This is a genomic window from Micromonospora fluostatini, from assembly GCF_050410825.1.
GTDB lineage: Bacteria > Actinomycetota > Actinomycetes > Mycobacteriales > Micromonosporaceae > Micromonospora > Micromonospora rosaria.
Genome location: NZ_CP191251.1, coordinates 2,669,545 through 2,690,359, shown reverse-complemented (window position 1 = coordinate 2,690,359; position 20,815 = coordinate 2,669,545). Strand labels below are relative to the sequence as shown.

15 protein-coding genes are annotated in these 20,815 nt (G+C 71.4%); 8 read left to right on the top strand and 7 right to left on the bottom strand.

Going from position 1 to position 20,815, the window contains the following annotated elements; genetic code table 11:
- Positions 1 to 169: 169 nt before the first annotated feature.
- From ACQUFX_RS11465 to ACQUFX_RS11435, 7 genes are read right to left on the bottom strand one after another with little or no spacing between them, the layout of a single operon-like run.
- A complete protein-coding gene (locus ACQUFX_RS11465) occupies positions 170 to 1,288 on the bottom strand; it encodes a Rossmann-fold NAD(P)-binding domain-containing protein (protein ID WP_428965993.1) in 1,119 nt (372 codons plus the stop codon).
- A gap of 8 nt (positions 1,289 to 1,296) precedes the next feature.
- The gene (locus tag ACQUFX_RS11460; protein ID WP_428965992.1) at positions 1,297 to 1,986 is read right to left on the bottom strand and encodes an HAD family hydrolase; all 690 of its coding nucleotides are present in this window, start codon (positions 1,984 to 1,986) and stop codon (positions 1,297 to 1,299) included.
- Positions 1,983 to 3,212 carry an ATP-grasp domain-containing protein gene (locus ACQUFX_RS11455; protein WP_428965991.1) on the bottom strand — a complete coding sequence of 410 codons (1,230 nt, stop codon included), beginning with the start codon at positions 3,210 to 3,212 and terminating at the stop codon, positions 1,983 to 1,985. The genes ACQUFX_RS11460 and ACQUFX_RS11455 overlap by 4 nt, the downstream gene beginning before the upstream one ends.
- Positions 3,213 to 3,226: 14 nt before the next feature.
- A complete protein-coding gene (locus ACQUFX_RS11450) occupies positions 3,227 to 4,411 on the bottom strand; it encodes a pyridoxal phosphate-dependent aminotransferase (protein WP_428965990.1) in 1,185 nt (394 codons plus the stop codon).
- Between the two features lie 8 nt (positions 4,412 to 4,419).
- A complete protein-coding gene (gene leuD / locus ACQUFX_RS11445; RefSeq protein WP_428965989.1) occupies positions 4,420 to 5,025 on the bottom strand; it encodes a 3-isopropylmalate dehydratase small subunit in 606 nt (201 codons plus the stop codon).
- 30 nt (positions 5,026 to 5,055) lie between these two features.
- The gene (leuC, locus tag ACQUFX_RS11440) at positions 5,056 to 6,453 is read right to left on the bottom strand and encodes a 3-isopropylmalate dehydratase large subunit (RefSeq protein ID WP_428965988.1); all 1,398 of its coding nucleotides are present in this window, start codon (positions 6,451 to 6,453) and stop codon (positions 5,056 to 5,058) included.
- Positions 6,450 to 7,592: a LeuA family protein gene (locus ACQUFX_RS11435; protein WP_428965987.1), complete on the bottom strand. Its 1,143-nt coding sequence runs from the start codon at positions 7,590 to 7,592 to the stop codon at positions 6,450 to 6,452. The genes leuC and ACQUFX_RS11435 overlap by 4 nt, the downstream gene beginning before the upstream one ends.
- Before the next feature lie 208 nt (positions 7,593 to 7,800).
- Here ACQUFX_RS11435 and ACQUFX_RS11430 point away from each other — a divergent pair, with 208 nt between their 5' ends.
- Genes ACQUFX_RS11430 through ACQUFX_RS11395 form a run of 8 tightly spaced genes read left to right on the top strand, consistent with a single transcriptional unit; the run spans position 7,801 to position 20,795 of the window.
- Complete coding sequence (locus ACQUFX_RS11430) at positions 7,801 to 8,805, top strand: TauD/TfdA family dioxygenase (RefSeq protein ID WP_428966932.1); 1,005 nt, start codon at positions 7,801 to 7,803, stop codon at positions 8,803 to 8,805.
- 42 nt (positions 8,806 to 8,847) lie between these two features.
- Positions 8,848 to 14,658: an amino acid adenylation domain-containing protein gene (locus tag ACQUFX_RS11425; RefSeq protein ID WP_428965986.1), complete on the top strand. Its 5,811-nt coding sequence runs from the start codon at positions 8,848 to 8,850 to the stop codon at positions 14,656 to 14,658.
- A complete protein-coding gene (locus ACQUFX_RS11420; RefSeq protein ID WP_428965985.1) occupies positions 14,655 to 14,867 on the top strand; it encodes an MbtH family protein in 213 nt (70 codons plus the stop codon). The genes ACQUFX_RS11425 and ACQUFX_RS11420 overlap by 4 nt, the downstream gene beginning before the upstream one ends.
- Positions 14,861 to 16,192: an MFS transporter gene (locus ACQUFX_RS11415; protein ID WP_428965984.1), complete on the top strand. Its 1,332-nt coding sequence runs from the start codon at positions 14,861 to 14,863 to the stop codon at positions 16,190 to 16,192. The genes ACQUFX_RS11420 and ACQUFX_RS11415 overlap by 7 nt, the downstream gene beginning before the upstream one ends.
- The gene (locus tag ACQUFX_RS11410; protein WP_428965983.1) at positions 16,189 to 16,944 is read left to right on the top strand and encodes a thioesterase II family protein; all 756 of its coding nucleotides are present in this window, start codon (positions 16,189 to 16,191) and stop codon (positions 16,942 to 16,944) included. Before ACQUFX_RS11415 ends, ACQUFX_RS11410 begins: the two co-directional genes overlap by 4 nt.
- On the top strand, positions 16,941 to 18,746 hold the full coding sequence (locus ACQUFX_RS11405; RefSeq protein ID WP_428965982.1) for a non-ribosomal peptide synthetase: 1,806 nt from the start codon (positions 16,941 to 16,943) through the stop codon (positions 18,744 to 18,746). The genes ACQUFX_RS11410 and ACQUFX_RS11405 overlap by 4 nt, the downstream gene beginning before the upstream one ends.
- A gap of 16 nt (positions 18,747 to 18,762) precedes the next feature.
- Complete coding sequence (locus ACQUFX_RS11400; protein WP_428965981.1) at positions 18,763 to 20,433, top strand: condensation domain-containing protein; 1,671 nt, start codon at positions 18,763 to 18,765, stop codon at positions 20,431 to 20,433.
- A complete protein-coding gene (locus tag ACQUFX_RS11395) occupies positions 20,430 to 20,795 on the top strand; it encodes a nuclear transport factor 2 family protein (RefSeq protein ID WP_428965980.1) in 366 nt (121 codons plus the stop codon). Before ACQUFX_RS11400 ends, ACQUFX_RS11395 begins: the two co-directional genes overlap by 4 nt.
- Positions 20,796 to 20,815 lie beyond the last annotated feature (20 nt).

Here is a 20,815-nt window from a genome sequence, read left to right as displayed (position 1 = left end):
AACTATCCACGCCGCCGTTAGTGGTGGATACGGGCCCGCTCGACCAGCTCCGCCGAGAGGCCGACGACGTCCGATGCGAAGTGGTGCCGGCCGGAGTGGCTGACGACTCCTGCGACGCTCGACGAGTCGGCAACTCTCCTTCCTGCCACCAAGCCCTCCGGCACGCCGTTCAGCTCGCGTACGACACGAACCGCTCGCGCAGTTCGGTGGCCCGGTCGACCGCTTCCCGCCAGTGCATCCGCCGACACGAGTAGCCGAGCTCAGTCTCCAGGACGTCTGCCGCCCACTCCTCGAACTCGATGTGCCCGGACTCCGTGATCGCCTGAATCCCGTCGTAGCGCTGGCCCTCGATGTTGATTTTCACCGCCTCGTCCTGGGTCAGCTCGTCACCGAGGTCCAGCGTGAGCGTGCCCCCGCCGATGCGCACGGGGTAGCCTCCGACCAAGCCGAACGGACCCGGGGCGTGCGTGATCGCCGACGACCCCTGCGCGAGGGGTTCCAGGACGCTCAACGCCGAGGCCACCGTCATCGCCTGGCCCCGCAGACCACCCGTACGGCCGTACCGGTCGCGGAGCGTGCGGAAGACCTGACCCGTGTCGAGGTCGCGCATCGGCCGGCCGTCCACCTGCACACGCAGGTCGAACGGGGCGCTCCCCGCGCCGCCCGTACGGCTGAGCCGGTGGCTGACATAGTGGTGGGCGACGAACCGTGCCTCCACCCGATCGACGGTGACGCCCAGCGTGTCGGCGAGCGACGCGCGGATTCCCGGCACGTTGTTGGCGACGTTGCCGATGCCGACGTGCGGACTCAGACCATCCGCGGCGAGCGCCGGATGAACGGCGTCGGGGAAGGCGGCGTTGACCACGACCGCGTTCGACCGCGCAGCCCGCACCGCCTGCATCAGCTGGGCGACCGGGGCCAGGTGCAGGGGGACCCACGGGCCGAACCGGGCCTGGTACAGCTTCTCGAACTTCGCCGGCGGCAGGTCGAACAACACCCACCACGACTGGACGCTGGCCGCCGCGAAGATGATGTCCGGCCCGAACGCCGCGATCTCCTCGGCAGTCCGGTCGATGTCGGCCAGGTCCACCCGGCGCGTTCGGATCTGCGGGTGGTAACCGCGCTGGATGCTGCTGAACCGGGTCAGGTTCCCGAACCGGCCGACCGCCTGCTCGTCCCGGCCGGCCAGGAGCAGATCGCGTGGCTGCGCGGAATGAGCGAGCGAGAAGAACGTGCGGGTACCGATGTCACCGGCGCCGATCACCATGATCTTGCGAGGCTCGTGCATGGGTACTCCTAAGCGTCGAGGGTGCGGGATTCGAGTGCAGGCAGAACCGCGTCGAGGAGCATGGGCAGGTCCCCGAGATGGCGCAGCCGGTGGGCACCGGGCCATCCGGGCCGCAGGCCGGGCGCCGGGTCGTAGGCCACCGGCACCATGCCGGCAGCGATCGCCGCTGTCACGCCGACGTGGCTGTCCTCGACCACCACGCACCGCTGCGGCGGAAACCCGGACGCGGCGGCGGCGTGGCGGAACAGGCCGGGATCGGGCTTCCACGAGTTGACGTCGTAGGCGGAGTAGATCCGGCCCCGGAAGGCGTCGATCAGGCCGGCGGTGGTCAGCCGCCGCTCGATGACGTCCGGTGGGCTGCTCGAGGCCACGCACGTGGGGCGGCCCAAGGCGGCCAGGACCGCTGGGAGGCCCGGCGACGCCCGCACGGTCGCGTCGACCGTGGCAGCGCAGGCGGCGCGGACCTCGGGGATGAACCGATCCGGCAGCGCCGCGCCGATCGCCCGCTCGATGAGCTGCTGCACCTCGGCCAGCTTGCGCCCACGGAACGCCGCGACCGCGTCGGACAGGCCCATCTGGTAGCCGTACCGCCGGGCGACCATCAGAATCGCCTCGGTCTCGCCGGGCTCGGTTTCGACCAGCACTCCGTCGCAGTCGAAGATGACGAGCCATCCGGCGGCAAGGTCGGCGTTCCTCATTCGAGTTCGATCCAATCAAGTCGTTCGAACGTGCCGACCAGGCTGGCGAGCTGGTCGTGGGAGGCCGCGACACCGGTTATCGCGGCGAGTTTGCTGGTCTGGGTGCCGCCCCGCCAGTCGAGAGGGCTGCCCGGGCGGACGTCGGGTGTCACCCGCTCGACACCATCCAGGCCGCGCAGCGTCGCGAGGCCAGGCACGGCGCGCACACGCTGGGCCCACATCGGCGCGATGGCGACATAGTGGAAGGCGATTCGGGACTCGCCGCCGGTGAGATCGACGGGCAGGGACAGGGCGCTGCGCATCGCGGCGTCGGCAGCACCGGGAGCGCCGCTGCGCATGGCCAGGTCGTCCACCCAGCCACCGAGGCGACCGTTGACCTCGATGACCCGTGGGCCCGCGTCGGTGAGTTTGATCTCGACGTCGGCGACGCCCTGCCGGAAGTTGAGCGCGCTCACCGCCCGCACGGCAAGGTCCTCGACGTGGTGGATCTCCTCGGCGGGCAGCACCGGTGGGCCGTACCCTCCGCGTTCCCGGAAGGGTTCCGCGAGTGCGAACTTCGCGGTGACGAACAACGGCCGGACGACGCCGCCCTCGGCCACACAGTCGACCGCGATGTAGTCGCCCCACGGCTCGGCCGTCTTGCGGCCGATGAGAAGTTCCTCGACGACGAGCCGACGCTCCGGCGGCTGACCATCACCACCGCCCAGAAACGCGGCGACGGTCGCGTGGTACTCCTCCTCCGTGCGCACGGCGACGGTGTTCCGGCTGGACAAGCCCCGGTCCGGCTTCACCATCGCGGGCAGGCCGATGTGTCGAAGCGCGGGGTCGGCGTCCTCCTCGCTGGTCACCGCCATCGACCGCAGGCTGTCCAGCCCACGGTGCCGGAACCGCTCGCGCTGCGCCGCCTTGGTGGTGATCGCTGGTATGTCCGAGGGATCCTGGTACGGCAGGCCGAGTTCCGCCGCGAGCCAGGCGGTGTATCCGATCTGGTACTCGCTGAACGTGGTGATCCCGGCCGGCCGCATCTCGCGCAGCCGTCTCACCAAGGCGCCGGGCGGCAGGTCGTCGCCGGTGACCACGCCCGCCACATGGGCGAGGATCGGGCGCATCTGCACCGCATGCGCCGACCCCGAACAGACGAACACGATCCGGCAGCCGATCCGCTCGGCGACGTCAGCCAGACGCAGCGGCGCGACACTGCCGTGGTCGTAGACGACGAGCAGCACCGGGAGGGCCGTTGTCATGCCTCACTCCTCGGACAGGCCGACGGCGCGGCGGAGCGCCAGCGCCGCAACGCCTCGGTCAGGACGGCGGACGGTGCCGAGAACGCCACCCGCACGTGGCCCTCACCGCCCGCCCCGAACACGCTGCCCGGTGTGACCGCCACCGCCGTCTCCTCCAACAGCCACCGGGCGAAGTCGACGGAGTTGCTCCAGCCGGTTCCGCGAATATCGGGGAACGCGTAGAAGGTGCCCTCCGGCGCGGGGCAGGTCACCCCGGGGATCGCGGCCAGGGCACCGACGGTCAGCCGGGCATGCTCGGCGTACTCGGCGGTCATGTCCGACACGGCACGCTGCGGGCCGCCGAGCGCCGCCACCCCACCGTGTTGGACGAACGTGCCGGCTGACCCGACGGTGTGCTGGTGCACCGCGAGCACGGCGGCGACGATGTCGGCCGGCCCGGCGACGAAGCCGAGACGCCAGCCCGGCATCGCGTACGACTTCGAGAAACCGTTGACGGTCAGCGTGCGGTCGGCGCAGCCCGGTACCGATGCCATGCTCAGGTGCGGCCGAGCGCCGAAGTTGATCTTCTCGTAGATCTCGTCAGTGATCACCACGAGGTCGTGGTCGTGGACGAAGCCCGCGATTTCCTCGGCCTCGGCCTCGTCCAACACGTGCCCGGTCGGGTTGTGCGGCGTGTTCACCACGAGCGCCCGGGTGCGGCTGGTGACCGCCGCTGCCAGCCTGCTGCGGCTCAGCCGAAAGCCGTCCTCAGGCGCCATCGGCACCTGAACGGGCACCGCACCGAGCAGGCGGGCCATCGCGGCGTAGCTGACCCAGCCCGGCGTCGGAATCAGCACCTCGTCCCCGGGGTCCAGGACGGCGGCCAGCGCCACGAACAGACCGTGCTTGGCCGACGGCGTGACGACGATGTCCGTCGCCGGGTCGGTCACCACCGCGTTCTCGTCCTTCAGCTTGGCGCTGATGGCCTCCAACAGCTCCGGCAGGCCGCGGCTCGGCGCGTACCGCGTCCGGCCGGCCTCGAGCGCGGCGACCGCCGCCGTCACGACGTGCGCCGGCGAGTCGAAAAGGGGTTCACCGCTGGCCAAGTCGAGCACCTCCACGCCACGGCCGCGCATCGAACGCACGCGGTCGAACAGTTCGTACGTCGGGGAACTGCCGACCTGGCCGAACCTGCCGGCCACGTGGCGGCTCACGAGGCGGGCCCGGTGGTCAGGGACGTCGGAAGGGCCGGCCGGCGGCCCGCCTCGTACCGCGCGATCTCCTCCTCGAAACGCAGCGTGGCCGCGATCGGATCGAGCCCCGCCAGGAGCCGCTGCCGGGCATCGGCATCGAGGTCGAACGGCTCGACCCGGCCACCCCAGCGCAGCTCCAACCGCTGCAGGTCCACCGTTACGGGCGAGCGCGGCATGTTCTCGGCGGCCTGCCACAACTCCTCGACCACCTGAGCTGGCTGAGTCACCGCGAGCAGACCGCTCATCAGCGCATTGGCGCGGAAGATGTCGCCGAATCGGCGGGCGATCACCGCGCGGAAACCGTAGTTCTGCAGCGCCCACACCGCCGCCTCGCGCGACGAGCCACTGCCGAAGTTCTCTCCGGCGACGAGAACCGTCACGCCCTGGTGCTCGGGCCGCTCGAGGACGAACCGCGGGTCCTGTCGCCAGTCGGCGAACAGCCCGTCGGCGTAGCCGGTGCGGGTGGGGTTGGTGCAGTACCGGGCCGGGATGATCTGGTCAGTGTCGACGTCACTGCGGCGCAGCGGCGCCATCAGTCCGCTGTGGACGGTGAAGGGTTCCATCGGCAACCTCGTCGCGCTGGGTCTCAGGATTCATAGGTCGGCGGGGGCGGCGAGGCGACCGGCCACCGCAGTCGCCGCCGCGACGGCAGGCGAGACGAGATGGCTGCGCGACCCCCGCCCCTGGCGGCCCTCAAAATTGCGGTTACTGGTCGACGCCGCCCGTTGCCCGCTGGTCAGTCGGTCTTCGCTCAACGCCACGCACATCGAGCACCCGGCCAGCGCCCGGAAGTCGGCCCCGGCCTTCGCGAAGATCCGGTCCAGCCCCTCGTCGACCGCCTGTGCGCGGACCTGCATCGAGCCGGGCACCACGATCATCTGCACGGTGTCCGCGACGCGCCGGCCTCGCAACACCCCAGCCACGGCCCGCAGGTCCTCGATGCGACCGTTGGTGCACGAGCCGACGAAGACCACGTCGACGGTGACGTCGCGCATCGCCGTGCCGGGACGCAGGTCCATGTAGGCGATGGCCCGCTCCGCAGCGCTGCGCTGAACCGGGTCTGCGAAGTCGCGGGGGTCGGGTACCGAGCCGTCGAGAGGGACGCACTGCCCGGGATTGGTACCCCAGGAAACAAAGGGCACGAGTGTGGTGGCATCCACCACGACCTCGCGCGCGAAGGTCGCCGCGTCGTCGGTGGCCAGTGTCCGCCAGTACCGAAGCTCGTCGTCGAAGCGCTCGTCGAGCCGGGCGTGCCGGCGCAGGTAGTCGAACGTCACGTCGTCCGGGGCGATCATGCCGGCGGCCGAACCCATCTCCACCGACATGTTGCACAGCGTCATACGGGCTTCCATGGAGAGTGCACGGACCGCCGGTCCGCGGTACTCGACCACGTGCCCCTGGCCGCCGTGGGTGCCGATCCGGGTGATCAGCGCCAGCATCAGGTCCTTGGCCGTGACATCGTCGGGCAGGAGACCGTCGACCGTCACCGACATGTCGAGCGGACGTCGCATCGGCAGTGTCTGGGTCGCGAGAACGTGCTCGACCTGGCTCGTGCCGATGCCGAACGCCAACGCGCCGAAAGCACCGAGGGTGGTGGCGTGCGAGTCACAGCAGACGATCGTCATCCCGGGCTGCACCAGCCCCAGCTCGGGGGCGATGACCGCGTAGATCCCCTGCCCCGGCTCGCCGAGCCGGTGCAACGGCACGCCGGACTCGTGACAGTTGCGTCGCATCAGCTGCCGTTGACGGCGCCGAACCGGGTCGGTCTCCGGCCGGTCCACGGCGAGCGTCGGCGTGCTGTGGTCCTCGGTACCGACATTCAGGTCCGGGCGGCGCACCCGCCGGCCGGCCGCGCGCAGACCGTCGAATGCCTGTGGCGTGTTCACCTCGTGCAGCAGCTGCATGTCGATGTACAGCAGATCCTCACCCGCAGTGCTGCGCCGCACGGTGTGCGCCTGCCACACCTTCTCCGCCAGAGTGCGACCGGTCATCGCGGTAGGCCCAGGTCCTCGGCCAGCCGGGCCCGCAGCACCGAGATGTCCTCGCAGTCGCCGCCCGGCCGCTCCAGGATGTGCCGCCGGTACAGGGTGTCGGTCTGCTCCGGCGTCAGCTCGGCACCGAGCTGCCCGAGCAGGTGGTGCAGGACGGAACGGCCGGAGTGGCGGGCCACAATCAGGGAGCGTTCCCGGCCGACGTGCGCCGGCTCGACGAACTCGTACGTCGCGGGGTTGCGTAGCACCCCATGCTGATGGATGCCGGCGGCGGTGCCGAACGCGTACTGGCCGAAGATGGGCTGGTTGCGCACCTCGTCGAGTCCGATCACGCCGCGCAGCAGGGTGTACACCTCGTACATCGCGGCGCTGTCGATGTCGGTGTAGAGCCCGAGCTGGTCGCCCTTGTACCGCAGAAGCGCCACCACCTGTTCCAACGCGGTGTTGCCCGCGCGTTCGCCGATCCCGCCGAGCGTGGTCTGCACCTCGTCGGCGCCGGCCTGCAGCCCGGCGATGCTGTTGGCCAGGGACAGCCCGAGGTCGTCGTGGCAGTGGACGGCCAACCGCACCGGCGGTGGCGCCCAGCCGCGGACCGTCGAGATCAGGTCGCCGAACTCCTGGGGCGTCGAGCAGCCCGACGTGTCGGCGACCACGACGGCATTGGCGCCGCTGTCGAGCGAGGACGTGATCAGCGCCCGCAACAGCTCCGGGGCGCCGCGGGTGGCGTCCTCCAGACCGATCGAGACCGACTCGACGCCGAGCGAGCGGGCGAAGCGCACCGTCTCGGTGATCTCGTGGACGGCCTCGGCACGGGAGATCCGCCGCTTGTGGGTCAGGTGCAGGTCGCTCGCGGTGGCCAGGATCTGCACCTCGTGGCGGTCGGTGCCGGCGGCGTCGACCGCCACCGCCACGTCCTCCTTCACGGCCCGGCAGAACGTGGTGAAACGCGCGGTGGTCAACCGTTTCGAGATGAGCCGGGCCGCCTCCGCCTCCAGCGGGGAAGACGCCGGGAAACCGGTCTCGATGGTGTCCACGCCGAGCGCTTCCAGGCGTAGTGCGAGTTCCACCTTCTGCTCGGGTGTCATCGCGTTGCCGGGTGCCTGCTCGCCGTCTCGGAGGGTCGTATCGAAAATCGACACGCGCCGCTTGTCGTCCACTCCAGCGCCTTTCGCCGATGGGTCCGCCCGCTTCCATCCAGCTCTATGTGGTGGCGAATGTAAATCCGTCGGGGTCGGAATTCGATCATCCGGGGGAGGAGTCCGTCCTCCTGCGGATGACGGGCCCGGCACGGGCTCCACCCGCAGGGGATGACGACGGGCGGCGGCGGTCCCTAGGCTCGGCGGCGTGATGCCGATGTATGTCTTCACCGATGGCGAACGTGCCCGACTATGTGCGGCGTTGGGCCGGATCGCGGAGCATCCCTACCAGGAGTACGAGGCGTTCTCCCACTCGGTGGCGAGGCTGGCCGCCAGCCCGGAGATTCCCGCATCGCTGTCCCGGGTGCTCGGGCGGATCCGTACCGAACGCGCCGAGGGCACGTCCAACGCCCATGTCCTGCGCAACTGCCCGATCGACGAGGAGATCCCGGTGCTGACCGGTGCGGACCCGGTCGCGGACAAGCGCGCGAAGAAGAAGACGTTCGTCGGTGAGGCGTTCCTGGCGCTGGTGGCGGCCCTGAGCCGAACACCGCTCATGGCGTACAGCAGCCGTAACGACGGAGATTTCTTCACCGACGTGGTGGCCATCGACAAATACCACGGGATGCAGACTGGATTCAGCGACAGCGAATTGGTCTACCACAACGACCGCACCGCGCACTGGGCGCGCGCCGACTACATCGCGTTGCTCGGGCTGCGGTGCCCCGAGCAGGAGTTCATCTACACCAGCTACGTCGACGGGGCCCGGCTCCTGGAACACCTGTCCGCGGAACACGAGGCTGTGCTCCGCCGGCCGCACTTCGTCACGAGCTTCGACGTGTACTCGCGGGACACCAACCGGCGGCAGTCGGTGTCGGACCCACACGCCATCTTCGAGGGCCACCACGACGTGCGCTACCTCGACACCTTCACCCGCGTCAACCCCGGCGCCCCCGAGGCGGCCAAGGACGCCCTGCTCGCCCTGCGCGACGCGCTCGTCCTTGCGGGCAAACAACGCCACCGCCTGCGAACCGGCGACCTGTTGCTGTTCGCGAACCAGGCCGGACTACACAGCCGCGACAAGATGGAGATCAACGATGCGGAACGGGCACGCACTCGCTGGCTGCTCAAGACGTACACCTTCGCCGACGACGCGGCGGCCGACCGGTTCGCCGACAGATGGCACGGGGGCGTGCGCGGCCTCATCTCCGACTGAGCGTGTCCTCGGTGGCACCCCTCGCCAGGACGGGCAGCCGTGGTGAGCGCCGACCCGCACGCGGCCGAGGCCGCCGCCGCTGACGACCTCAACCTGATGGAGCGCTTCGCGCAGGCCGTGGCGCGGTACCCGGACCGGACGGCGGTCAGCGACGGCGACACCCTCCTGACCTACGCGGCGCTCGACCGGGCCGTCACCCGGCTGGCGGCGGAGATCCTCGGGCGGGTACCACAGCCGGGTGCGCGGGTCGGTCTGCTCCTGCCGCGTTCAGTCGACCTGGTCGTGGCGGCCCTGGCGGTGCTGCGCGCCGGCGCGTCCTACGTGCCGCTCGACCGGGCCGCGCCGGGCAGCCGGCTGGAACTGATTCTCGACGACGCGCGGCCCGCGCTGGTCCTCAGCACCACGGACGACGCACGTCAGCTACCGGACGCTACCCCGACGCTGCTCCTCGACGGCCCACGGCAGGCACCCACGCAGCCGGCCACCTTCCCCCCGGTGCCGGCGTCCTCCGTCGCGTACACCATCTTCACCTCCGGCACGACCGGCAGGCCAAAGGGCGTGCAGGTCTCGCACACCAACGTGACCCGGCTGTTCACCTCCAGCCACGACCTGTTCCGCTTCGGCTGCGAGGACGTGTGGTCGCTGTTCCACTCGTTCGCGTTCGACTACTCCGTGTGGGAGATGTGGGGCGCGCTGCTACACGGCGGGCACCTCGTCGTCGTGCCCGAGGAGACGGCCCGCGACCCGGCCGCCTTCCGCCGGCTGCTCCGCGAACAGGCCGTCACCGTGTTGAGCCAGACACCGACCGCCTTCCGGACTCTTGTCCACGAGGAGCCCAACTGGCCGGACCGGCTGCCACTGCGCCTCGTGGTGTTCGGCGGCGAGGCCCTCACGTTCGCCGACCTGGCCCCATGGGTCGCCAAGTACGGCGACCACGCCCCCGAGCTGGTCAACATGTACGGCATCACGGAGATCACCGTGCACGGCACATACCAGCGGGTCCGCGCCCACGACGTCAGCGACCAGCGGAGCATGATCGGTGTCCCGCTGCCCGACCTCGGGGTGCTCCTGGTGGACGGTGAGCTGCGCCAGGTCGCGCCCGGCGAGACCGGTGAGATCGTGGTGACCGGCCCCGGCGTCGCGCTGGGCTACCTCAACCGCCCGGAGCTGACCCGGCAACGGTTCCTGGACCTCCGCGACGAGCACGGACAGCCCGTCCGCGGCTACCGCTCCGGAGACCTGGCGCGCCGCCATCCCGACGGTGGCCTGGAGTACCTCGGCAGGGCCGACCAGCAGGTGAAGATCCGCGGCTTCCGGGTCGAGCTGAGCGAGATCGAGCATGCCCTACGCCGGCACCCGGCGATCCGACACGCCGTGGCCAGCACCCGGCCCGGAGGCGGCGGAGAGGTCGAGATCGTGGCGCATGTCGTGCCCGCCGGCACCGCCGTCCCCGGCGAGCCCGAGTTGCGTGGACACCTGAACGCGTGGTTACCCGACTACATGGTCCCGACGGCGATCGGCGTGCTCGACGCCGTACCCATGACGGTCAATGGCAAGATCGACCGGACTCGGCTGCCCGACCTGACGGCGACGGTGGCGGGCGACACGGCGCCCTCGCGCCCCCGGCACCCGGCCGACGAACTGCTGTGTCTCATCTTCGCCCAGGTGCTCGCCCGCCCGGCCGTCACCATGGACGACGACTTCTTCGCCCTCGGCGGCAACTCGCTGACCGCGATCCGGCTGGTCAATCGCGTGCGCGCGGTCCTCGGCTGGAACGTCGGCGTCAAGAACCTGTTCGAGGCGCGCACGCCGGCGGCGCTCATCCGGCGCACCACGGCCGACACCGACAGCCGGTCACCGCTGACCGCGCAGGACCGGAGCCCCGAGGCACCCCTGTCGTATGCCCAGCGTCGCCTGTGGTTCCTGCACCAGATCCACGGCGCGAACCCGGCCTACCACATCCCGCACGCGCTGCACCTGACCGGCCGGGTGGACTCCGCCGCACTCGCCGCCGCGGTCCGCGATGTGATGGTGCGGCACGAGATCCTCCGCACCCGCTACCCCGAGCGGAACAGCGAACCCGTGCAGCAGATCCTCGCCCCGGAGCGGATCGGCACCTGCCTCGTGACCCGCACGGTGCCGGCGGGCCTGCTCGACGAGGCCGTCACCGAATCCACCCGCCGCCCCTTCGACCTCACCACGGACCTGCCGCTGCGCGCCGAACTTCTGGTGACCGGCGCGGAATCCAGCGTGCTGGTACTGACCCTGCACCACATCGCGGCCGACGGTTGGTCGCTGGAGCCGCTGATCCGCGACCTCGCGACGGCCTACGCCGCCCGCCGCACCGGGCTCGAGCCACGGTTCGATCCGCTGCCGGTGCAGTACGCGGACTATGCGATCTGGCAGCGTGACCTGCTCGGGGAGACCACCGACCCGGACAGCCGCATCAGCCGCCACCTGCGGTACTGGTCGCACCTGCTCGACGGGGTACCGGAGGAGCTCGACCTGCCCGCCGACCGGCCGCGCCCCGCGACCGCCAGCTTCGACGGAGAGATGCTGCCCCTGCGGATCGACGCGGACCTGCATCGCCACCTACTCGAGCTGGCCCGCGAGAGCGGCGCCACGGTGAACATGGTGCTGCAGGCCGCGACGGCGGCGCTGCTGACCCGGCTCGGCGCCGGTACCGACATCCCGATCGGCAACGTCGTCGCCGGCCGCGACGACCAGGCGCTGCACGACGTGGTCGGCTTCTTCGTCAACACCGTCGTCACCCGTACCGACACGTCGGGAAACCCCAGCTTCGTCGAGCTGCTGCGCCGGGTCAGGACAGGGAACCTGGCCGCGCTCGACCATGCCGAGATGCCCTTCGACCGGCTGGTCGAGATGCTCAACCCGGTCCGCTCGCCCGCCCGGCACCCGCTCGCCCAGGTCATGCTCGGCGCGCAGAACAGCATTCCGAGCGGACCCCTGCTCGCCGGGTTGACGGTCGAACCGCAGCCGGTCGGCACCGGCACCGCCAAGTTCGACCTGTCGGTCAAGTTCGAGGAACGCTACGACACCGACCACGCGCCGCTCGGGATCCGCGGCGCACTGGAGTACAGCGCCGACCTGTTCGACCGTGGCACCGTCGAACGGATCATCCAGCGGCTGCTGCGGCTGCTCACCGTGGTGGCTGAGCGACCGGACACCCCGCTGTGGCGGATCGACCTGCTGGCGGCCGGCGAACTCGAACACCTCGTGCCCGCCCTCACCAGCACCGCCGTGCGGCCACCGGCCCAGGCCACCGTCGCGGCCCTGGTCGAGGAACAGGTCGACCGGACACCCGACGCGGTCGCCGTGATCCAGGGCAGCTCTCGGTGGACGTACCGTGACCTCGACCAGCAGGCCAACCGGATCGCCCACCTGCTGCGGGAGATCGGTGCAGGTCCGGGCAGCCGGGTCGGCCTGGCGTACCGGCCGGGGTTCGCGGCCGTGGCCGCGATGCTCGGCGTGTGGAAGGCCGGTGCCGCGTACATTCCGCTGGATCCGGACTACCCGGCCGAACGACGCCGCTACATGCTCCGCGACGGCGGGGCCACCATCCTGCTCACCGAGGCGGACCTGGCCGACCTGGACGTGCCCGCCATCGCCACGGACACCGACACGCGACTGGCCGCGCAGCCCACGACCCGCCTGCCGGCAGCGGCGGACGGCACGAGCCTCGCCTACGTCGTCTACACCTCCGGCTCCACCGGGCGACCGAAGGGCGTCCTGATCGAGCACGCGGGCATCGTGCAGCGGCTGCTGGACGTGCACCGGCACTTCGCGCTGACCTCCGCCGACCGGAACCTGCAGCTCATCTCCCTCGGGTTCGAGGCACCGGCCCGGGAGATATTCGGGCCGCTCTCGATCGGCGGCTCGGTGGTCATGCTGCCACCCGTACGGCCCCGCGATCCCGAGACCGTCATCGACGTCATCCGCCGTAGCCGACCCACTACGATACTGTGCGTGGTTCCGTCGATGCTGGAAGCGATCGCCACCTGTGGTGCCACGGCTGCGGACCTGGCCTCGATCCGGCTGGTCGGCACCGGCGGCGAGACACTGCCACCGCAGACCGCCCGCCTCGTGACCGCCACCTGGGGATGCGAGATCGTCAACCAGTACGGCCCGACCGAGACCACCATGATGGCCTGCGTGCACCCGGTGCGCCCCACCGACCTGACCGGCCGGCTCCCGGTCGGCCGACCACTGACCGGCACCCGGGTCTACGTGCTGGACACCGCGCTCAACCCCGCCCCGATCGGCGTACCGGGCGAGATCTACCTCGCCGGCTCGGGCATCGGTCGTGGCTACGCCGGCCGGCCGACGCTCACCGCGACCCGGTTCGTCGCCGACCCCCACGGGGCACCCGGAACGCGCATGTACCGCAGCGGCGACGTGGGCCGGTGGCTGCCAGACGGCACACTGGACCTGCTCGGCCGGGCCGACGACCAGGTCAAGATCCGCGGATTCCGGGTCGAGCTGGGCGAGATCGGATCGGTGCTGGCCACGCATCCGCAGGTGGCACGCGCCGCGGTCATCGTGCGCGAGGACCGCCCCGGCGACCGGCGGCTCGCCGCGTACCTCGTCGCGGCCGATCCCACCGATCCCCCCACACCTGGCGACCTGCGCGACCACCTGGCCCGGCTGCTCCCAGAGCACATGGTGCCGGCCGCGTTCACGGTCCTCGACGCACTACCGCTGCGGGGCAACGGCAAGCTCAACCGGGACCTGTTGCCGGCGCCGGAGCAGGTGGGCCCCGTGTCCGGCCGAGGTCCACGGACCCCCCGAGAGGAAGTGCTCTGCGAACTGTTCGCCGAGACCCTGGGGCTGGCCTCGGTCGGCATCGACGACGACTTCTTCGCCCTCGGCGGACACTCGCTGCTCGCCGCCCGGCTGCTCAGCCGGATCCGGCGCACGTTGGGCCTGGAACTGGCCATGAGCACCATCTTCGAAAAACCGACCGTCGCGGGGCTCGCCGAACGGGCCGGTCTGGCAGCCACCCAGGACAGCAGCCTGGAGACCATGCTGCCGCTCCGGACCGGCGGAGACCGCCCCCCACTGTTCTGCATCCACCCCGGGGGCGGGCTGAGCTGGGCGTACGCCGGGCTGCTCCGGCACCTCCCCACCGACGTGCCGGTGTACGGCGTACAGGCGCGCGGGCTGCTGCGACCCGACGACATGCCGCCCACCGTCGAGGAAATGGCGGCGGACTACACGGCGCGGATCCGGCAGGTCCACCCGCGCGGGCCGTACCGCCTGCTCGGTTGGTCGTTCGGCGGCCTGGTCGCCTTCGAGGTCGCCCTGCGCCTACAGGCGCAGGGCGCCACCGTCGACCTGCTGACGCTGATGGACTGCTTCCCCGACGTGCCGATCCACTACCGGATCGACTCGCGGCAAATGCTCGCCTCCCTGCTGGACCCCACCCGGCCGCACGACGTGCCGCAGGAGGGCTCGGAGAACCTGGCCCGGGCCGTGGAGATGGTCCGCGACAACGGCGGGGCCCTTGCCGCCCTGAACGAGACCCGGATCCAGGCGATCCTGCAGGCGATGGCGCACAACCGGGCCATCGGCCGCGACTACCGGCCGGCCAGCACCCTGACCGGCGACATCCTCTTCTTCCTCGCCACCGAGGGCCGCATGCCGGACGCGCCCATGCCAGAGGTGTGGGGGAAACACGTGACCGGCGAGGTGGTCTGGCATGCCGTCGCCGCCACCCACCTGGGCATGGGGGCTCCCGAGCCGCTGACGCAGATCGGGCAGATCGTGGCCGACACGATGGCGGCCCGCGACACCGGGCCGGTCGTGTCGGCCCCCGATGGAGGGAACAAGTGACCAACCCATTCGACGACGAGGACGGACGTTTCCTCGTGCTGCGCAACGACGAGCAGCAGCTTTCCCTGTGGCCGCTCGTCGCCGACGTGCCACGCGGCTGGACCGTCGTCCACGGTGAGGACAGCCGAGAACGCTGCCTCGACTACGTCGAGCGGCACCCTCCGCAGGCTGTGCTCCACGCCGCGACGAAGGGCACGGACCCGTGCTGAAGGACGATCTCGCGGTCCTGCGCAACCGTCAGGTCGCCGCCCTCCTCACCGCCCGCTCGATCTCCCTGCTCGGCAACGCGATCATGCCGATCGCGCTCGCCTTCGCGATCCTCAGGATGCCTGGCGCCTCGGCCACCTCGCTGGGCCTGGTCCTGATGGCGCGCACGCTCACGCAGGTCACCCTGGTCCTCATCGGCGGGGTGATCGCGGACCGGCTCCCGAGGTACCGGGTCATGGTGAGCGCCGAGGTGGCGGCAGGCCTCGCGCAGACCGCGACCGCCGTGCTGCTGATCGGCGGAAACGCCAACATCCCGGCCATCGCGCTGCTGGCCGCCCTCAACGGTGGCGCGTTGGCCCTGTTCGAGCCGGCGTCGCGCTCCATGACACCCCAACTCGTGCCCCCAGAAGCGCTGCAGTCGGCCAACGCGCTGCTGAAGTTCGCCATGCGCGCCGGCACCATCGTCGGCGCCGCGCTCGCCGGCGTGCTCATCGCCGCCTTCGGCCCCGGCGTCACCCTCGGCGTCAACGCGGCCACGTTCTTCATCTCCGCGCTGGTCCTGCTCACCCTGCGCCCACCCCGGCAGGCGCCCGTGACCGCGCCCTCCCGGACGCTGCTCTCCCAGGTGCTCGAAGGCTGGAAGGAGTTCACCTCCCGGCAGTGGGTGTGGGCGATCGTCGGCCAGCTCGCGTTCGTCAACATCCTGCTCTCCGGTGGCTTCTACGTCATCGGACCGGTGGTGGCCGAACGCTCGCTCGGCGGCGCACCGGCATGGAGCGCCGTGCTGACCGCACAGGCGGTGGGCTTCATCGCCGGAACGGTCGTCGCCATCAGGTACCGCCCCCGATACCCCGCACGGACCGCGGCCCTCCTGACGGCTGCGTTCGCGCTGCCCCTGTTCCTGCTGGCCGGACCGGTGCCGGTGGTGGCACTCGCGATCGGCGCGTTCACCTCCGCGATCTGCATCGACGTGTACGAGGTCACGGTGGAGACGGCACTGCAACGCAACGTCCCACCCGAGGCGCTGTCGCGGGTGATGTCGTACGAAGCGCTGGGATCGTTCGCGTTCGTGCCGCTCGGCGTCGCGATCGCCGGACCGGTGGCCGACGCTGTCGGCACCCGCACCGCCCTGCTCGGCGCCGGCTCACTGATCGTCGCATCGGGCCTGCTGGTCCTGCTCCTGCCCTCGGTACGGCACGTGCGCGCGACACCCACCACCGTGCCCGCCCAGCCCCAACCCGACAGCGCACCGGAGCCGGATCCCGTCGCGGCCGAGCCGCGGGCGGGGGGCCGCGACGGCGGCACGGACACGCGGGGAGCGACATGACGACGACGCCCCGGACCGGCACCCGTTGGCTCCTGCGCCGGCCGACCCCGGACGCGCCCGCGCGCATCTTCTGCTTCCCGTACTCGGGCATCGGCGCCTCGATGTTCAATCGCTGGCCACGGTTCCTCGGCGGCGCCGAAATCTGCCCGATCCAGCCCCCGGCCCGGGAGAACCGCAGCCGCGAGCCGCACTTCGGCACGTACCAACACCTGGCCGCAGGGGTGGTCGAGGCGATCGAGCCGTACCTGGACCGTCCGTTCCTGTTCGTCGGGCACTGCACGGGGGCGCTGCCCGCGTACGAGACCGCAGTGCGCCTGGCCACCCTCGGCCTGCCGGCACCCGCGTGGCTCGTCGTCTCCGCCCAGGTGGCTCCACACCACTGCCCCTACGACCGGTTCCTCGACCTGTCCGAACAGGAGTTGACCGACGAGCTCGCTGAGCTCGTCGGGCAGCGCGGCGCCCAACCCGACCCGATGCTGATCGAGCTGGCGCTGCGCGTCCTGCGGCTCGACCTCGGAGCAAGCCGGGTGTACCGACGGGAGGAACCGGTGCGGCTGCCGGCGGCGGTGGCGGTCGTGCGCTGGACCGACGATCCCGAGGTCACCGACGCCCAGCTCCGGCCCTGGCAGGAGTACGCCAGCGAGGTGCGCTTCGTCGACCTGCCGGGCGGCCACTACGACATCCTCGACGCCCCCGCCGCGCTGCGGGAGCTGCTCGCCGGGCTGGCGGCTACGACGGACGGCACCCGATGAACGTGAACACGATCGGCGCCGCGGTCGCCCGACAGGCGCGCCTGCGGCCGGACAGCACGGCGGTGAGCGGCCCAGACGGCGCGCTCACCTACGCCGAGCTGGACGCCCGCGCCAACCAGCTCGCCCACCACCTGCACCGACACGGGGTCCGGCCCGGTGAACCGGTCGCGGTGTCCACGGCCCGGTCCACCCAGATGATCGTCATGCTGCTGGGGATCCTCCGGGCGGGCGCCGCCTACCTGGCCCTCGATCCCGGCGATCCGGTACGGCACCGCCGGCTCCTGTCCCAGGACGCCGGCGTCCGCGTCCTGCTCACCGACACCGCCGGGCGGCCGGCTCACGACGGCCACCACGACGACCTCACCGTACTGGGCCCCGAGCTGCTGGACGGTCCGGCGGCCGTACGGCTTCCGGTGACGCCACCGGACGTCCGCGTGGACGGCTCGGCGGCCGCCTACATCGCCTACACGTCGGGGTCCACCGGTCGCCCCAAAGGCGTCGTGGTGCCGCACCGGGCGGTGCTGCGGCTGGTCCTCGAACCCGACTACCTCACCGTCGGGCCCGACGACGTCTTCCTCCAGTTCGCACCGGTCGCCTTCGACGCGTCCACCCTGGAGATCTGGGGAGCCCTCGCCAACGGCGCACGGGTTGCCGTGGCGCCGCCCGGCGACCTGTCCGTGGCCGACCTGCTGGCCTTCGTCCGGGCGCAGCGGGTGACCGTGATGTGGCTGACGGCCGGGCTGTTCCACCGCACGGTCGAGCTGGGCCTGGGTGACCTCCCCTGCCTGCGATACCTGCTCGCTGGCGGCGACACGCTCTCACCAGGCCACGTCGACGCGGCGGTGCGCGCCCTGCCCGGCACGACGGTGGTCAACGGCTACGGACCGACCGAGAACACCACCTTCACCTGCTGCCACCGGCTGCGCGGCGCGTTCTCCGGCCCGACCGTCCCGATCGGCAGGGCCATCCGCGGCTCCAGGGTCTACGTGCTCGACGATCACCTGCGCCCGGTGCCCCCGGGTGAGACCGGTGAACTCTACGCGGCCGGCACCGGGCTGGCCAACGGCTACCTGAACGACCCGGGCGAAACAGCGGCCCGGTTCGTCGCCGACCCTTTCGCGGACACTCCCGGACAACGCATGTACCGCACGGGTGATCTCGTCCGCGCCGGCACCGACGGTCTGCTGGAGTTCGTCGGCCGCCAGGACAGCCAGGTCAAGATCCGCGGGTACCGGATCGAGCCGGCAGCGGTCGAGGCCGCACTGCTGGCCCTGCCGGAGGTGGGGCAGGCGGCCGTCGTGCCGGTGTCGACGGGCGGGAACCGGCGGCTGGTCGCCTACGTGGTCAGCAACCGACCGGGCCCGATCTCCTCGCTGGCCGTCCGTGCCGGCCTGGACGCCGTGCTGCCGTCGTACGCGGTGCCCTCGCTGGTCCGCATCGTGGACGAGCTGCCGCTGAACGCCAACGGCAAGCTCGACCGCGCCGCGCTGGCCGCCGCTGACACCACCGCGCGGCCCGAGCTGAACGCGGCCTACCGCGAACCGGGCCCCGGGCTGGAGCGAGCGGTGGCCGACGCCTGGACCGACCAGCTCGGCATCGTGGGTATCGGTGCCGACGACGACTTCTTCGAACTCGGTGGCCACTCTCTTCTGGCCATGACCGTCATCGGGCAGCTCGGCGAGCGGTTCGGCGTCGCCCTGACCCTGGACGCCCTGTATCTGGACCCGACACCGGCCGGGCTGGCCGGGGCTCTGCGCCGCGGCAGAGCCCCCGACCCGGCCGGCGCGTCGCCGGCACTGTGAACGAACGGGGGATGTGATGACGCACTCGACGACGCGTCCCGCGCCGGAGGCCACCGACCTGGCCACCGCGCTCGCCACCATCATGAGCACGCACCTGTCCGATCAGCCGATCGGGCTCGACGACGACTTCTACGCCATGGGCGGCGACTCGCTGATCGCGCTGCGAGTGGTCACGGACGCGCAGCGCAGCGGAATCCAGATCGGGCTGCGAGACCTGCTGTACCACCCGACGATCCGCGAGCTGGTCGCCGCAGTCGGCAAGGAGGACCCCAACCCCCCGCCGTATTCCGGGGACGCCCACACCGAGCTGCTCCCACCTGCCGACATGGCCCTGCTGCCGGCGGGCGTGGCGAGCGCGGCACCGACCACCGAACTGCAACTGGGCATGATCTACCTGATCGAGCACAGCGGCGATCCGCAGCTCTACCAGGCGCTCATCGGCTGGCAGGTCCGAGCGGACTTCGACGAGCCGCGGTTCCGCGCCGCCCTGGACGCGCTGGTCGCCCGCCACGAGGCGCTGCGTACCTCGTTCGACCTGGGCGGCTTCTCCCAGCCGGTACAGCTCGTGTGGTCGTCCATCACCACCCCGCTCACCGTGGAGGTGGCAGCCGGCGCCGACGCCACCGAGGCGAGAGCAGCCGCCCGACGGTGGCGGGAGAACACGCTCACGCTGCCGATCGACTGGAGCCAGGCCCCACTGTGGCGGTGCCACGTGGTGGCCGGCGACGGAGTCTTCGACGTCACCGTCGTGATGCACCATGCCATCGTGGACGGCTGGAGCTACGGCCGCGTCGTGGTCGAGCTACTCCGGCTGTACCACGCCGCCGCAGCCGGCGCTGCCGGGCCAGCGGCCGGGCTCGACGAACAGGCCGGGCTGCCCCCCGTGCCAGCCGGGGCGCACCGCCGCTTCCTCGATGCCGAACGGGCCGCGCTCGCCTCCGAGGCAGCCGAGCGGTACTGGCGACAGCAGTCGGACCTGCCACCACTGTTGTTCGAGCGCGGCCCGCTCAGCGGACCGGCCGACGCTCGCCTCAGCACCAGCTTCGCCATGCCGGCCGAGCTCATGCGGCGACTGCGCGAGACGGCCCGGACAGTCGGCGTACCGCTGAAGTCGCTGGGGCTGACGGCGCACGTGTGGGCGCTGCGGGCGCTGGCTCGGCGGGCCGGCGACATCGTGACCGGCGTCGTCGTCAACGCGCGCCCGGAGACCCCCGGGGCCGACCTCGTCGTCGGCCCCTACCTCAACACCGTGCCGATGCGGATCGGCGATACCCGGGGAACCTGGGCCGACACCGCGCGAGGAGTCTTCGACGCCGAACGCGAGGGCAGCGCGTACTGGGCCTACCCACTCGCCCGGATCGAAACCGGGCTCGGACGTCCGCCGTTCGACGCGACGTTCAACTTCACCCAGTTCCAGATCGACCGCGACGCCAGCGGGATACCCGGACCGCCGATCGACTCGTGGTGGATCGAGGGCAAGCCGAGCTTCGCGTTCCGGGTGGACTTCGACGTCGACGTCACCGACGCGGGCAGTCGGCTGGTCGTGTCCTTTGACCCGGCCCTGCTCACCGCTGCGCAGGCCGAGCTTCACCTCGCCCGGATGCGCGAGGCACTGACGCTCCTCACCGCCGACCCCTGGGCGCATCCGCCCGCGACGCGCCGGCCAGACGGAAAGGACGGGCGATGACCCCAGTCACCTCGGCGACCGCGGCGAGGCTCGTGACCGAGCTGTTCGCCATCATCGACGGCCAGCGCTGGGACGAGCTGGCAACCGTCCTCACCGACGACTGCGTCGTGGAACGCCCCGGAAGCCCCGCCCTGACCGGGCTCGAGCGGATCAGCCGGTTCTACCGGTCGGAGCGCCCGATCGCCGCCGGGCGCCATGAGCCCGAGCAGGTCATCGGCGAGTCGGACGTCGCGGCGAGCTGGGGACGGTTCACCGGCGAGACCACGCAGGGACAACGCGTCGAGGAAAGGTTCGCCGAGACGTACCAGCTACGCGACGGCAGGATCGCCCGGCGGACGACGTACCTGCATCGGCGCGCGTGAGGTGGCGTCGTGGCGCTCCT

Excerpts from the sequence above, each read along its gene's own strand:
- ACQUFX_RS11460 (WP_428965992.1), bottom strand. The coding sequence starts at position 1,986 with ATGAGGAACGCCGACCTTGCCGCCGGATGGCTCGTCATCTTCGACTGC.
- leuD (WP_428965989.1), bottom strand. The coding sequence starts at position 5,025 with ATGGAACCCTTCACCGTCCACAGCGGACTGATGGCGCCGCTGCGCCGC.
- ACQUFX_RS11410 (WP_428965983.1), top strand. The coding sequence starts at position 16,189 with ATGACGACGACGCCCCGGACCGGCACCCGTTGGCTCCTGCGCCGGCCG.
- ACQUFX_RS11405 (WP_428965982.1), top strand. The coding sequence starts at position 16,941 with ATGAACGTGAACACGATCGGCGCCGCGGTCGCCCGACAGGCGCGCCTG.
- ACQUFX_RS11395 (WP_428965980.1), top strand. The coding sequence starts at position 20,430 with ATGACCCCAGTCACCTCGGCGACCGCGGCGAGGCTCGTGACCGAGCTG.
- ACQUFX_RS11430 (WP_428966932.1), top strand. The coding sequence starts at position 7,801 with ATGCCGATGTATGTCTTCACCGATGGCGAACGTGCCCGACTATGTGCG.
- ACQUFX_RS11400 (WP_428965981.1), top strand. The coding sequence starts at position 18,763 with ATGACGCACTCGACGACGCGTCCCGCGCCGGAGGCCACCGACCTGGCC.
- ACQUFX_RS11465 (WP_428965993.1), bottom strand. The coding sequence starts at position 1,288 with ATGCACGAGCCTCGCAAGATCATGGTGATCGGCGCCGGTGACATCGGT.
- leuC (WP_428965988.1), bottom strand. The coding sequence starts at position 6,453 with ATGACCGGTCGCACTCTGGCGGAGAAGGTGTGGCAGGCGCACACCGTG.